At 71.8% G+C, this 12,119-nt stretch carries 16 protein-coding genes; 9 read left to right on the top strand and 7 right to left on the bottom strand.

Annotated elements, in window-relative coordinates; all coding sequences use genetic code 11:
- Positions 1 to 9 precede the first annotated feature (9 nt).
- Positions 10 to 534, bottom strand: coding sequence for a hypothetical protein (locus OG867_RS12940; protein ID WP_406285183.1), 525 nt, complete (start codon positions 532 to 534; stop codon positions 10 to 12).
- Positions 535 to 715: 181 nt separating this feature from the next.
- Between OG867_RS12940 and OG867_RS12935 the strand changes: the two genes are divergently transcribed.
- From OG867_RS12935 to OG867_RS12925, 3 genes are all read left to right on the top strand, one after another.
- Positions 716 to 1,552 (top strand): hypothetical protein, encoded by an 837-nt coding sequence (locus OG867_RS12935; protein WP_406285181.1) that lies wholly within the window; start codon positions 716 to 718, stop codon positions 1,550 to 1,552.
- 62 nt (positions 1,553 to 1,614) lie between these two features.
- Positions 1,615 to 1,929 carry a hypothetical protein gene (locus tag OG867_RS12930; protein ID WP_406285179.1) on the top strand — a complete coding sequence of 105 codons (315 nt, stop codon included), beginning with the start codon at positions 1,615 to 1,617 and terminating at the stop codon, positions 1,927 to 1,929.
- Positions 1,926 to 2,243, top strand: coding sequence for a type II toxin-antitoxin system PemK/MazF family toxin (locus OG867_RS12925; protein WP_406285177.1), 318 nt, complete (start codon positions 1,926 to 1,928; stop codon positions 2,241 to 2,243). Before OG867_RS12930 ends, OG867_RS12925 begins: the two co-directional genes overlap by 4 nt.
- A 17-nt stretch (positions 2,244 to 2,260) precedes the next feature.
- On the opposite strand, the gene OG867_RS12920 is transcribed toward OG867_RS12925, so the two are convergent.
- On the bottom strand, positions 2,261 to 2,674 hold the full coding sequence (locus OG867_RS12920) for a GNAT family N-acetyltransferase (RefSeq protein WP_406285175.1): 414 nt from the start codon (positions 2,672 to 2,674) through the stop codon (positions 2,261 to 2,263).
- A gap of 181 nt (positions 2,675 to 2,855) precedes the next feature.
- On the opposite strand from OG867_RS12920, the gene OG867_RS12915 reads away from it, so the two are divergent.
- Positions 2,856 to 3,182: a thioredoxin family protein gene (locus OG867_RS12915; protein WP_406285172.1), complete on the top strand. Its 327-nt coding sequence runs from the start codon at positions 2,856 to 2,858 to the stop codon at positions 3,180 to 3,182.
- 9 nt (positions 3,183 to 3,191) lie between these two features.
- On the opposite strand, the gene OG867_RS12910 is transcribed toward OG867_RS12915, so the two are convergent.
- Both OG867_RS12910 and htpX read right to left on the bottom strand, forming a co-directional pair.
- A complete protein-coding gene (locus tag OG867_RS12910) occupies positions 3,192 to 3,776 on the bottom strand; it encodes a hypothetical protein (protein ID WP_406285170.1) in 585 nt (194 codons plus the stop codon).
- Between the two features lie 38 nt (positions 3,777 to 3,814).
- Positions 3,815 to 4,726 carry a zinc metalloprotease HtpX gene (gene htpX, locus OG867_RS12905; RefSeq protein ID WP_328901658.1) on the bottom strand — a complete coding sequence of 304 codons (912 nt, stop codon included), beginning with the start codon at positions 4,724 to 4,726 and terminating at the stop codon, positions 3,815 to 3,817.
- A 171-nt stretch (positions 4,727 to 4,897) separates the two neighbouring features.
- Here htpX and OG867_RS12900 point away from each other — a divergent pair, with 171 nt between their 5' ends.
- The gene (locus tag OG867_RS12900; protein ID WP_406285168.1) at positions 4,898 to 6,103 is read left to right on the top strand and encodes a cytochrome P450; all 1,206 of its coding nucleotides are present in this window, start codon (positions 4,898 to 4,900) and stop codon (positions 6,101 to 6,103) included.
- Between the two features lie 14 nt (positions 6,104 to 6,117).
- Positions 6,118 to 6,321 carry a ferredoxin gene (locus OG867_RS12895; protein ID WP_406285166.1) on the top strand — a complete coding sequence of 68 codons (204 nt, stop codon included), beginning with the start codon at positions 6,118 to 6,120 and terminating at the stop codon, positions 6,319 to 6,321.
- 144 nt (positions 6,322 to 6,465) lie between these two features.
- Here OG867_RS12895 and OG867_RS12890 read toward each other — a convergent pair whose 3' ends face one another.
- On the bottom strand, positions 6,466 to 7,113 hold the full coding sequence (locus OG867_RS12890; RefSeq protein WP_365678810.1) for a TetR family transcriptional regulator: 648 nt from the start codon (positions 7,111 to 7,113) through the stop codon (positions 6,466 to 6,468).
- Positions 7,114 to 7,353: 240 nt separating this feature from the next.
- Here OG867_RS12890 and OG867_RS12885 point away from each other — a divergent pair, with 240 nt between their 5' ends.
- A complete protein-coding gene (locus tag OG867_RS12885; protein ID WP_328901664.1) occupies positions 7,354 to 8,154 on the top strand; it encodes a VOC family protein in 801 nt (266 codons plus the stop codon).
- Positions 8,155 to 8,328: 174 nt separating this feature from the next.
- The gene (locus OG867_RS12880; RefSeq protein WP_406285164.1) at positions 8,329 to 10,716 is read left to right on the top strand and encodes a PQQ-binding-like beta-propeller repeat protein; all 2,388 of its coding nucleotides are present in this window, start codon (positions 8,329 to 8,331) and stop codon (positions 10,714 to 10,716) included.
- 56 nt (positions 10,717 to 10,772) lie between these two features.
- On the opposite strand, the gene OG867_RS12875 is transcribed toward OG867_RS12880, so the two are convergent.
- Complete coding sequence (locus OG867_RS12875; protein ID WP_406285162.1) at positions 10,773 to 11,036, bottom strand: hypothetical protein; 264 nt, start codon at positions 11,034 to 11,036, stop codon at positions 10,773 to 10,775.
- A gap of 194 nt (positions 11,037 to 11,230) precedes the next feature.
- On the opposite strand from OG867_RS12875, the gene OG867_RS12870 reads away from it, so the two are divergent.
- Positions 11,231 to 11,770: a hypothetical protein gene (locus OG867_RS12870; RefSeq protein WP_328901666.1), complete on the top strand. Its 540-nt coding sequence runs from the start codon at positions 11,231 to 11,233 to the stop codon at positions 11,768 to 11,770.
- A 90-nt stretch (positions 11,771 to 11,860) separates the two neighbouring features.
- Here the strand turns inward: OG867_RS12870 and OG867_RS12865 are convergent, their stop codons facing one another.
- Entirely contained in the window at positions 11,861 to 12,040 is a 180-nt protein-coding gene (locus OG867_RS12865) for a hypothetical protein (protein ID WP_406285159.1), read from the bottom strand.
- Positions 12,041 to 12,119 lie beyond the last annotated feature (79 nt).

The following is a 12,119-nucleotide window of genomic DNA, read 5'->3' as shown; positions in this document are numbered from 1 at the left end:
CGGAGGAGGTCAGGGAGCCTCGTCGGGTTTCACCCGGGTGCAGGTCACCACCCGGGGCTCCTCGTCCGAGTACGCGGGGAACGTCAGCACGACCTTGTCGTTGCCGCCGCTGACCCGCATCTTCGCGTAGCCCGCGTCCTGGTCCGCGATGAGCCCTCCGGAGAGCGTGTAGTCACCACCGAGCGCCTGCTCCGCCTGCTCGGGCATGTCGTGGACGACGTACGGGGCGCGCTGTTCGACCGACACGGAGAGGCGGCCGCCCTTGAACGACCAAGTCCCCTCCGTCTCCCATGGGTTCTTCACGCCGCCGAACACCAGCAACCGCCCGTCGTCGAAGACGTCGATCCCCGCCCCGCTGCCGTTCTCGGCCGAGAACGTCCATCTGCCCTTAACGAAGGCGCCCAGGGTCCGGGACGACACACTGGTCGAGCCGTTGCCCGAGCAGGCCGACACGGCTGCGGCCGCGACGCCGGCCAGCACGTACCGCAGGGCGGCGCGGCGCCCGACCATCCGCACGAAAACCTGAGCGTCCATGCAAGCTCCCCTCGCGGTCCACGCACCTGCGGCACTCGTGTCCCCCACGATGACCACGCGGTGGTTCCCGGGGAAGGAGCGCTTGCGGCAATGGCCGAAAGGAGCCCCGAAACCGCTGACTACGGTCGCTTTCCCGCGTTGCGTCCGTATGCGGAAGGTCCGCCTCAATACACTCGCGCGGGTGCGTCACGACAAGGAACTGTCCGAGGGAGTCGGCCCGTTCACCACCCGGCTGACCCTGCGGGGGAGCGGCGGGGCCGAGGCCGTGTGGGAGTCCCGCAGGGCCCGCAGAAGGGGCACGCTGACGGTGCGCCGGACGGACGGCACCGCGCCGGTCGTCCACCGCGCCGACGCCCGGGCGCTCGCCCGGATGCGCGCGCTCAACTCCGTCGCGGCGGTGACGTTCACGCTCGGCGGCCTCCTCTTCGCGGCCGGGGCGGCGCTCGCGCTCACCGGTGCGGCGGCGACAGCCGTATCGGCCACGTACTTCGGTGGCGGGCTCTTCTTCAACCTCGGGGGTTACGCGTCGCTCCTCCAGGCCGTCAACGCCCCGCGCCGCCCGCCCGGCGCGTACCGGCTGGAAACGGCCGCGTGGCGGTGGTGGAGCTACGAGCCGATGCGCATCGACTGGCTCAGTACGTTCCTGCTCCTCGCCGGCACTCTGGTCTTCGGGCTCAACCTGCTGGACTCGTTCCTCCAGGGCCTCAGTACCCAGCAGGCGGCCCGCCTGGTGTGGGCGCCGGACGTGATCGGCTGCGTGCTCTTCCTGATCTCCGGCCAGCTCGCCCTCGCCGAGGTGTGCCACGCGCCCACGGGCGTCCGCCCGCACGACCTCGGCTGGTGGATCGTCACAGTCAACATGGCCGGCTCGGCGCTGTTCATGATCGCGGCCCTGGCGGACCTGGTCACGCCGGGCGCACACGTCCCGGTGAGCCTGACGGTCTCCAATACCGGCACCCTCGCGGGCGCCCTGTGCTTCGCCGCGACGGGGGTGCTCCAGTGGTTCGAGCGTCCCTGAGCCGGCCCTCGTGCCACCCCCAGCCTTTGACGTGCGGCACTATATGCCGCATCCTTTGATGCATGGCTGCTGTGATCCGCAAAAGTGTCCCTCTGGACGCGCTGCTCGAAGACGCGATACAGCGTTTCCGACTCCACGGGGCTCCGGAGAACCAAGCCCTGTGGCAGGTGACGGGCATAAGAGTGGACGACGACACGTCCGAAGCCGAAGTGCTCCGTGCGTTGCTGCACGCCGGCTGCCATGCGGTGGAGGAGAAGGCCATGGAGAACGGCTACGCCGCTCTCGCGGCAGCCCACGACGAGGAGGACCGGGCGTACGAGGCAGCTGTGCGGGCCCGCGGGGCTCGTCGGCGAAGCCGAGTCGGGGCCGGTGAATGAGCGAGATCGTTCCCCTTCGGGGCCGCGTGTACCGCGCCGACCTCGGCGCGGGGCCCAAACCCTGGCTCGTGGTCTCGAACAACGCTCGCAACCGGGCGCTCAATGACGTCCTTGTCGTGCGCATCACTACGTCGGTGAAGCCTCCGCTGGCGAGCATCGTGGAGCTGGGCCCCGACGAACCGCTCGTGGGGCGCGTGCTCTGCGACGACCTGGGCCCCCTGTACAGGGACGAGATCATGGGAGACCTGGGCGCGCTCTCGAACCAGACGATGGTGAAGGTCGCCACGGCGCTGCGGCACGTCCTCGCCCTCTGAGACGCGCCCCCGGAAGGCTAGTGCCGCGCCCCGGGCCCCAAGGCGATGAGCCCCGCGTCCGTCGGGCGGAAGCCGCACGCGTCGAAGTAGAAGGGGCGCAGGTGCTCCTCGAAGTCCACGTGGAGCCAGTCGCAGCCGGCCATGCGGGCACCGCGCACCGCGGTCGCTACGAGTGCGGTGCCGGTACCGGCACCGCGCGCGTCCGGGGCGACCATCGTGTCGAGCACGAACGCGTGCACGCCACCGTCCCAGGCGACGTTGACGAACCCCACGAGCCGGTCGCCCTCCCGGGCGCAGACCCAGCCCAGGCTGTGCCGGTGCAGCCGCGCCCGCCAGTCGGTGTTATCCGGGGCATGCCCGAACGCCTCCGCGTGGAGCGCGTTGACGGAGGCGTTGTCGAAGTCACCGCGCCACTCGTACGTGATCGCCATGGGCCGCATCGTAGGCCGCCACGACCGGCTGGGGCGGCATCGCTGTTCCCGTCCATGACGGGAATCGGCATGGCTTGTTCCGGCTCTTGCCCGGTATTTCCGCTTGCTGGTGGGATGGGCGGCGGTCCGGTGCGGTGACGCCGCGGCCGTCCAGGTCCTCCGCAGCAGGAAGGCACATGCCATGGCCGCCGCACCCATCGACACCACCGACGCGACCTTCAGCGAACAGGTCCTGGACGCGGCAGGCCCGGTGCTGGTCATGTTCTGGGCCGAGTGGAGTGGGCCCTGCAAGATGGTGCTCCCGCTGATGGACAGCGCCGCCGCCGATTACGCGGGCCGCCTCACCGTCGCCCGGCACAACATCGACCACCAGCCCGCCACCGCGCCCCAGCAGGACGTGACCGGACTGCCCACCCTGATCCTCATCAAGGGAGGCGCCGAGATCGGCCGCAAGGTCGGGGCCCTCAGCGAGGGCCAGCTGACCGAATTCCTCGACGCGCGCCTCTGACCCGCGCCCTCACAGTCCCGGCGCCCCCCACACCGGAAACCACCGGGACAGGTCCTGTTCCACCCGGAGGTCGTCGCCCAGGGCGGCGCGGACCTGCAATTCCAGCTGGTTGTCGCGTTTCTCGGCGCCGCCCCGGACCGGGGCGAACGGATAGAACGTGCCGCGCTTGTACAGGTACACCAGCGCCAGCGAGCGGTCCTCGCCGTCCCGGAAGGCGACCAGTGAGCACAGCAGCTGGGGGCCGAAGCCGCCGTCCTGGAGCAGGGTGTTGACCGCGTGCAGGTCGTTGACCAGCGCGGCGGCGTCCTCCGGTGGCTGCCGGGCCAGCAGCCAGGTGTAGCCGTACGGGTCGCGGCTGAACTCCACCGGGACGCCGCCGCGCCCCGTATCCGCGTCGAGCAGTTCGCGTACGTCCTGCTGGACACGGGCGAAGGCGGAGCCCTCCACGCCCGCGAAGCACACCGAGCCCAGGCCCGTCGGCGTGAAGCCCGTCGCGGCCTGGAGGGTCAGCGCGGCGGACGGGACGGCGAAGAGCTGGTCGAGGTCGGGGCGGACCGGCTTGCTGCGGCCCAGGATCGTGTCGAGCAGGCCCACGGGGACTCCTTACGGGACGGGCTTACGGTCGGGCTCCTTCACGGGCGGGACAGGTCGGCCGAGATACGGGCCAGCTGGTCGAGGCGCTGTTCCAGCGTCGGGTGGGTGGAGAGCAGCCGGCCGATGCTCTCCTTCGAGGCGAAGGCCGGGACGAAGTAGAAGGCGTTGTACGGCTCCGCCTTCCGCAGGTCCTCCGTCGGAATCCGGGCCATCTGGCCGCTCACCTTGGTGAGGGCGGAGGCGAGGGCCGAGGGGCGGCCGGTGAGCAGGGCGGCTGTGCGGTCGGCGGTGAGTTCCCGGTAGCGGGAGAGCAGCCGGGTGAGCAGGAAGCTCAGCGCGTAGACGACCGCGCTGACCAGCGGGATGAGCATGATGATGAGGCCCGAGGGATCGTTGCCGCGATTGCCGCGCGCGAAGCCGCCCCACAGCGCGACCCGGGTGATGATCCCGGCCAGGACGCCGAGGAACGAGGCGATCGTCATCACGGCCACGTCCCGGTGCGCGACATGCGACATCTCGTGCGCGAGGACGCCCTCCAGCTCCTCCGGCTCCAGTCTGCGCAGCAGCCCCGTCGTCGCGCAGACGAGCGACGACTTCTGGCTGCGCCCGGTCGCGAACGCGTTCGGCACATCGCTCTCCGCGATCGCCACACGCGGTTTCGGCATATCGGCAAGGGCGCATATCCGGTCGATCGTCCCGTGCAGCTCCGGCGCCTCGGCGGGAGAGACCTCCCGGGCGCCCATGCTGAACGCGGCGATCCGGTCGCTGAACCAGAACTGGGCGACGAACATGCCCCCGGTGATGACGAGGATGATCGGCCAGGCCCCGCGCAGCACCGCCAGGAGCACGCCGACCAGCACCACGTAAAGCAGTCCGATCAGGAACATGGTGGTGACCATGCGCGTGGTCAGGCCACGGTCGGTGGCGTACCGGCTACGGGTTCTGGCCATGGGTGACCTCCACTCCTCGCCTGTCTCCATGGTGCTCCTCGGCGGCCGAAAGTGGATGCCGCTGCTCCGTTCGGCGGGTATGGCCGAACATCACCTAGGCCAGGTAGATGCCTGAGGCATCTAGTGAGGGTGATCGGTACGCAGGACCCACCCCCTCGCTGCGAGGTCCGCATGACAGAGACCCAGTCCGAGCCCACCGCCTTCCCGCAGGACCGCACCTGTCCCTACGACCCGCCCACCGGCTACCCGAGCGAGAGCCGCGGGCAGCGCTCGGTGTCCCGGGTCCGCCTCTTCGACGGCCGTACGGTCTGGCTGGTGACCGGGCACGCGGAGGCGCGGGCGCTGCTGACCGACCCCCGGCTGTCGTCCGACCGCGCGCACCCGGACTTCCCGCTCTTCGCGCCGAGGCTCGCCGCGGTCAAGCAGCGGCGCGTCGAACTGCTCGGTGTGGACGACCCGGAGCACAACGCGCAGCGCCGGATGCTGATCCCGAGCTTCACGGTCCGGCGGGCGGCGGCGCTGCGGCCGCGCATCCAGGAGACCGTGGACCGGCTGCTGGACGCGATGGTGGCGCAGGGGCCGCCGGCCGAGCTGGTGGGCGCGTTCGCGCTGCCGGTGCCGTCCATGGTCATCTGCGCGCTGCTCGGCGTGCCGTACGCGGACCACGAGTTCTTCGAGGACCGCTCGCGCAAGCTGCTGCGGGGACCGGAGCCGGAGGACGTGGTCGCGGCCCGGGAGGACCTGGACGCTTACTTCCGCGAGCTGATCGAACGGAAGCGGCGCGATCCGGGCGACGGGGTGCTGGACGAGCTGATCGCCAAGCAGCTGGAGACCGGGGCGGTGGAGCGGGACGCGCTGGTGCGGCTGGCGGAGATCCTGCTCGTGGCCGGACACGAGACGACCGCGAACATGATCTCGCTCGGTACGTTCACGCTGCTCCGGCACCCGGACCAGCTGGCCCGGCTGACCGGCGGCGGGGCGGAGGCGGTCCCGGCGGCCGTGGAGGAGCTGCTGAGGTTCCTGTCCATCGCGGACGGGCTGTCCCGGGTGGCGGTGGAGGACATCGAGATCGGCGGGGAGACGCTGCGGGCGGGCGAGGGCGTGCTGCTGTCCACCGCGGTGATCAACCGGGACGCGTCGGTCTTCGAGGCGCCGGACGAGCTGGACCTGGGGCGCGGGGCGCGAGGCCATGTCGCCTTCGGCTTCGGCATCCACCAGTGCCTGGGCCAGAACCTGGCCCGCGCCGAACTGGAGATCGCCCTGCCCGCGCTCTTCCGCCGCCTGCCGGGTCTCCGGCTCGCGGTGGACCCGGAGGAGGTCCCGTTCAAACCGGGCGACACGGTGCAGGGCCTGCTGGAACTGCCGGTGACGTGGTGACGGAGGAGAGCCCCGTGCGGATCGACATCGACAAGGACGTGTGCATCGGCGCGGGCCAGTGCGCCCTGGCCGCCCCGAAGGTCTTCACCCAGGACGAGGACGGCCTCAGCGAACTCCTGCCGGAGGCGGAACCGGGTCCGATGGTGGCGGAGGCGGTCCGGGCGTGCCCGGTGGGGGCGATCCGGGCGGGCGGAAACCTCAGCCTGTCCGGCGATTGAGGACGGGCTGGGTTTGCCGCCGAGCCGGGTGTCGGTCCGGACCCGTCCGGATACGCCGACGGCGGACCACAGGTGTGGTCCGCCGTCGGTGAGACAGGACCTGGGGTCGCCGGGGTCGCCGCGCGTCGCCCCAGCGAGGGTTCGTTACTTCGCCGGCTTCTTACCCGTGATGCCGAGGTGCACCAACTGCGCCAGATTCGGCTTGAGTTCGGCCTGCTTGACGCCCCAGGACGTGAAGCCCTTCTGGTGCGAGGCGACACCGGCCAGCATGACGACCAGGGAGCCCGCCATCGCGGCGGCGCTGATGTCCTTGTCGACCTTGCCCTTCGCCTGGAGCTCCTTGACGGACTCCGTCAGGGAGCCGGTCACGGAGTTCAGGACCTTCATGCGGATCTTGTTGAACCGCTTGTCACCCTCCGCCGCGCCGAGGTCGATCACGCGCAGGATCGCGTCGTTGCGCCGCCAGAAGTCGAGGAAGCCCTCCACGAGTTGTTCGGAGGTCTGCCAGCCCGCCTTGCCGACCCAGGAGCGTCCGGCGACCAGTTCGGTCAGCCCGGCGCCCTCCCTGGCGACGTCCTCGGCGAGTTCGAGGACGGCGCCCTCGACGTCGGGGAAGTACTGGTAGAAGGTCGCTGGTGAAGTCCCCGCCTTCCGGGCGACGTCGATGACTTTGACGTCCCGGTACGGCGAGGAGCTGAGCATCTCGCTGAGGCAGTCGAGCAGCTTCTGCCGCGTCGCCTGACCGCGTCGACCGGCCACGCGGCCGTCGACGGTGCGTACTTGTCCTGTCATGCCGTCAGCTTACCGACGGGTGATCGGAGCGCGATTCGGCCGAAGCAAATGGGGAGCGGGGCCCGCGCGGGCCCCTCGTTGCCCACAGTGCGATGAATGTTATTAACAGCCTGTGGATAACTTCGGTGGATAACTTTCGAACCGGTGTTCGGCCGCAAAGTCTCCGGGGCGCGCCGCACGCACCGTAAAGCTACCGTGACGGTGACGGGCGTCACTCCCGCGACGGAAGGAACCGGGCCCATGGCCGCGTTCGCGCAGTCCGCACCGTGCTGGGTGGATGTGCAGCTCCCCGACCTGGAGGCGGGCAAGCGCTTCTACGGCGAGCTGTTCGGCTGGACCTTCCGCCCGGACGGCGACCGCCGCGCCGACGCCCTCAGTGACGGAAAGCTCGTCGCCGCGCTGGCCGCGAAGAAGGACGGGCGCATGCCGACCGCCTGGGGCGTCTCCTTCGCCACCGACGACATCGAGGCGTCGGTCACCCGGATCCGCGCGGCCGGCGGCCAGGTGATCACCGAGCCCGTCCCGGCCGGGCGCCACGGCGTACTCGCCCAGGCCGCCGACCCGGGCGGCGCGGTCTTCGGCCTCTGGCAGGCCGGCGACCGCGAGGGCTTCCAGAAGCGACACGAGCCCGGCTCCTTCTGCTGGACCGAGGTCCACACCCGGTCCAAGGAGCGCGTCGACCCCTTCTACGAGGAGGTCTTCGGCTTCCGCTGCGCGGACGTGGACGACTCGCCCCTGGACGTCCCCGACACCGACGAGCACCGGGTGGACTTCCGTACGTGGTCCCCGCCCGGCACCGAACCGGGCCCCGAGACCGCCGTCGGCGGGCGGAGCGTCATCACGGCCGCGTTCCCGGCCGAGCTGCCCAGCCACTTCCTGAGCTACTTCAACGTCGTGGACTGCGACGACACCGCCCGTACCGTCCAGCGGCTCGGCGGCCGGGTCACCGAACCCCCGCTGGACATCCCGTACGGCAGGATGGCGGTCCTCCAGGACGACCAGGGCGCCGAGTTCGCCGTACTTCAGGAGCCTGTGTCCTGATACGGGCGGAGTGGCACAGGACACCCCGATCCGCCCCCGGGTTCGCAACCGGGGCCCCGGCCAGGAACAATCGGGGTGCGCACCGCCGGGCCGCGTCCATGGATGAGACGCTGCACACGGCGGGATTTTCGCGGGCCTCAGAGAACAGAGGCCCGTACGGGGAGGTGGCAAGTAGTGGAGCAGCTGACGCAGCACGACCCGAGGCGGATCGGCCCCTTCGAGGTGCTGGGACGGCTCGGGGCCGGCGGCATGGGGCTGGTCTATCTGGCCCGGTCCGCGTCGGGCCGCCGGGTGGCGATCAAGACCGTCCGTACGGAACTGGCCGAGGACCAGCTGTTCCGGGTGCGCTTCACGCGCGAGGTGGAGGCCGCGCGCGCCGTCAGCGGCTTCTACACGGCCGCCGTCGTGGACGCCGACCCGCGCGCCGCCGTGCCGTGGCTCGCCACCGCGTACGTGCCCGCCCCCTCGCTCGAAGAGATCGTGAACGAGTGCGGGCCCATGCCGACCCAGGCGGTGCGCTGGCTGGCGGCGGGCATCGCGGAGGCGCTCCAGTCCATCCACGGGGCGCAGCTCGTCCACCGCGACATGAAGCCGTCGAACGTGCTCGTCGTGGAGGACGGCCCCCGGGTCATCGACTTCGGCATCGCGTCCGGGGTCTCCAACACCCGGCTCACCATGACCAACGTGGCTGTCGGCACGCCCGCGTACATGTCACCTGAGCAGGCCCGGGACTCGCGGAGCGTGACGGGGGCCAGTGACATCTTCTCGCTCGGCTCGACGCTGGTCTTCGCCGCGACCGGGCACGCCCCGTACCGGGGGGCCAACCCGGTCGAGACGGTGTTCATGCTGCTGCGCGAGAGCCCCGACCTGTCGGGCCTGCCGGACGATCTGCGGCCGCTGATCGACTCGTGCATGCAGACGGACCCGGCCCTGCGGCCCAGCCCGGCCGATCTTCAGGCCCAGCTCGCCCCGCACCTCTTCGCCTCCGGCGGGGGTGACGACGACGGCGGTACGGCTTCCGCGTGGCTGCCGGCCGCCGCGACCGCGCTGATCGAGCGGCGCCGGGGCGGTGGCCGCACCCCGGCCGCCCCGCCCGCGCCGCCCGTCGCGCCGCCGCAGCCCGCCGAGACCGCGCCGCACCAGCCGCCCGGCGCGGACTGGGACAACCCCTGGCACAGCGGCGCGCCCGCCCGCCCGACCGCCCCGCCGGTGCCCGACGCCGGGGGGCCGGTGCGGCTGACCGGGGTCCAGGTGCCGATCGGGCCCGGGCCCCGGGTCCAGGACGTCCGCGCCTCGGCCTCCGGCGCCGACGCGGGCCCCGCGACCGGCTGGGTCCGCCCGCCCCACGGGGTCAACGGCACGCCCCCTCCCGTCGCCCCCGTGCCCCCTCCGGCGCAGGCCCCCGATTTCGCGCAGTCCGGGCCCGCCCGGTGGCGGCCCTGGCGGTTCCGCATGTCCAACGACGTGTGGGGCACGCCCGTCGTCGTCGGTGACCTGCTGTACGTCACGTCCTTCGAGGTCCACGCGCTGGACACCGGCAACGGGCGGCGCCAGTTCAAGACCCGGGACGTCGCCTGGGCGATGGCCGTCGACGGCGGCCGCATCCACGCCTCGGACGGCCCCTCCCTCTACGCCCTGGACGCCACCAGCGGCGCCGAGCGCTGGCGGGTGGGCGCCGACGCCTGGGTGTACGCGCTCAAGGCCGACCGGGGCACGGTCGTCACGGCCACCCGGGGCGGCGGCGTCCAGGCGTGGGAGGCGGCGACCGGCGAGAAGCTGTGGGACCTGAGCGGCGCACAGACGGACTTCGAGACGCCGGAGGGCGGGCCGGTCATCCACGACGGCACGGTGTACGTCTGGCAGGACGCCCGCCTCAAGGCCCTCGACGCCCGGACCGGCGTCGAGCGCTGGTCGTACCCCATCGGCGACGCGGCCTCCTGCGGCGGTGTGCCGCTCCGGGTGACGCCCGCGCCGGACGGTTACGTGTACGTCGCCGCCGGGACGCGGGTCCTCGCGGTGGACATCGCGGCCGGGCACGTCCGCTGGCACTTCGAGTGCCCGGCGGTCTTCCTCTCCCCGCCCGCCTTCGCCCCCGGCCCGGCCGTCACCGGCGGCGGGATCTACCTCGCGGACTACCTCGGTACGGTGTACGCCCTGGACGCCGCGACCGGCAAGGACCGCTGGCGCATCGCCACGGAGGCCCGCCAGTCGGCGGAGCCGGTGCTCGTCGTCGCGGGCAACGTCCATGTGGGCAGCGGCAGCGCGCTCTACACCCTCGACGCGGTCACCGGCACCCCGAAGTGGCGGTTCGCGGCGGGCGGCGAGGTGGTGGGCGCCCCGGTCGTCGCGGACGGCCGCGTCCACTTCGGCTCCGCGGACCACGTCCTGTACACCCTCGACGCGGCGGGCGGCCAACTCCGCTGGAAGCTCGCCACGGGCGGAGAGATCACGGGCTCGCCCGTGGTCCGGGCCGGCGTGGTGTACGCGTGCAGCAAGGACCGCTGCGTGTACGCACTGGACGCGCTGAAGGGCACCGGAACGGGCGCCCGCGCGCGGGCGTAGGGCTTCCGCCCCGGGACCCGGCCCGTGCACCGCCCACCAGGGCGACGGTTCCGTCCTCAATCGCCGGACGAGCTCGACCGGTCGGGCCCCACGTAAGGGTCGTCCCCCTCCGGCTCCGGCCAAGGGCTCGTCTGGACCGAAGGCCCGGGCTCCCACGTCGGGGGCCACGTCTCGGGGGCAGCGGGGTCCGGTGCGTCGTCCTCCGGCGCGCGCCGGCGACGCCGCCCGAGGCGGCCGTCGTACCAGTCACGGAAGGGGCTCAGCACGGCGGCCGCCGCTCCGGCGAGAGCGAGGACCGCACCGAGGACGTTGCGGATCATCTCCGTACCTCCAGAGCGCTCTCGCTCCGAACGCTACGCCGCCCGTGTGACAGCCGCCACCAGACGGGGACGAGACCGTGACAGGGCCATGACCGGCCCGCCGGTCATCCGCGCCATGCTGTGCGTTACGGTTCCGTGTCGCCCGGCCATCCGGCCGGTCACGGCGGAACACCACACAATCGGGGGCGGATTCGATGAAACGGCAGCACGTCAAGCTGACGGTGGTCCTGGTCGCGGTGGTACTCGCGCTCACCGGCTTCTCCACCGGCAGCCACGGCAGCAAGAGCAGGAGTGGCAAGAGCCGTTCCAGCCACAGCAGCAGCGGCGGCGGATGCTCCAACTCCAAGAAGAGCAACGGCACCTACCACGACACCGACTCCGGCACCCGCTACAACCGCACGTCGGGCGGTACCTCGGGCACCACCCGTACGTCCCCGACCCCCACGGCCACCGCCGCCCCGAAGGCGTACGTCTTCCGCTGCGCCACCCCCGCGAAGGGCGCGGTCAAGGCGGTCACCACCTCCACGGTCCGCCTCACCGCGACCGCGAGCGGCAGCCACACGTACAACGTCGACGTGACCTTCCTCGACGCGTCCGGTATCGCGATCGACACGGGCCGCGCGACGGCGAAGGCGTCCCGCGGCGAGACGAAGACCGTGTCCGTGCGGATGGACCACCCGGACAAGGTCACCCAGGTCACGAAGTGCACGGTCACGGCCGAGCTGAGCTACTGACCGCGCCGCGCACACACGTAACGGCCGCGACGGCTTCCCCTCCGCGCCGCCGCGGCCGTTCCCCCTACCCCCGTGGTCCCGCCAGATGGCTCAACGCGGATCCGGGCCCGTCATGTGGCTGTCCAGCGGCTTGATCTCCGGCTCGCCGGTCATGTGGCTGTCCAGCGGCTTGACCTTGGGCTCGCCGGTCATGTGGCTGTCCGTCGGCTCGATGTCGCCCGTGGTGCCGGGCTTCGGTGCGGTGACCTTGGTCTTCTTGTCGTCGCTCATGCTGTGAACTCCGTTGCTGGGTGCATGGTTGGTCGGCAAAGCCCGTCCGGCTGTTCCCCCGTGGACTGCCGGACGGGCT

It is taken from the genome of Streptomyces sp. NBC_00209 (genome assembly GCF_045206345.1).
In the GTDB taxonomy this organism is placed as follows: Bacteria; Actinomycetota; Actinomycetes; order Streptomycetales; family Streptomycetaceae; genus Streptomyces.
The sequence above is the reverse complement of the archived record's forward strand: the minus strand, read 5'-3'. Positions and strand labels throughout refer to the sequence as shown.

Coding starts and splice junctions, on each gene's coding strand:
- OG867_RS12940 (WP_406285183.1), bottom strand. CDS start 534: ATGGACGCTCAGGTTTTCGTGCGGATGGTCGGGCGCCGCGCCGCCCTG.
- OG867_RS12875 (WP_406285162.1), bottom strand. CDS start 11,036: ATGATCCGCAACGTCCTCGGTGCGGTCCTCGCTCTCGCCGGAGCGGCG.
- OG867_RS12930 (WP_406285179.1), top strand. CDS start 1,615: ATGGCTGCTGTGATCCGCAAAAGTGTCCCTCTGGACGCGCTGCTCGAA.
- OG867_RS12915 (WP_406285172.1), top strand. CDS start 2,856: ATGGCCGCCGCACCCATCGACACCACCGACGCGACCTTCAGCGAACAG.
- OG867_RS12925 (WP_406285177.1), top strand. CDS start 1,926: ATGAGCGAGATCGTTCCCCTTCGGGGCCGCGTGTACCGCGCCGACCTC.
- OG867_RS12900 (WP_406285168.1), top strand. CDS start 4,898: ATGACAGAGACCCAGTCCGAGCCCACCGCCTTCCCGCAGGACCGCACC.
- OG867_RS12870 (WP_328901666.1), top strand. CDS start 11,231: ATGAAACGGCAGCACGTCAAGCTGACGGTGGTCCTGGTCGCGGTGGTA.
- OG867_RS12885 (WP_328901664.1), top strand. CDS start 7,354: ATGGCCGCGTTCGCGCAGTCCGCACCGTGCTGGGTGGATGTGCAGCTC.
- OG867_RS12920 (WP_406285175.1), bottom strand. CDS start 2,674: ATGGCGATCACGTACGAGTGGCGCGGTGACTTCGACAACGCCTCCGTC.
- htpX (WP_328901658.1), bottom strand. CDS start 4,726: ATGGCCAGAACCCGTAGCCGGTACGCCACCGACCGTGGCCTGACCACG.
- OG867_RS12865 (WP_406285159.1), bottom strand. CDS start 12,040: ATGAGCGACGACAAGAAGACCAAGGTCACCGCACCGAAGCCCGGCACC.
- OG867_RS12890 (WP_365678810.1), bottom strand. CDS start 7,113: ATGACAGGACAAGTACGCACCGTCGACGGCCGCGTGGCCGGTCGACGC.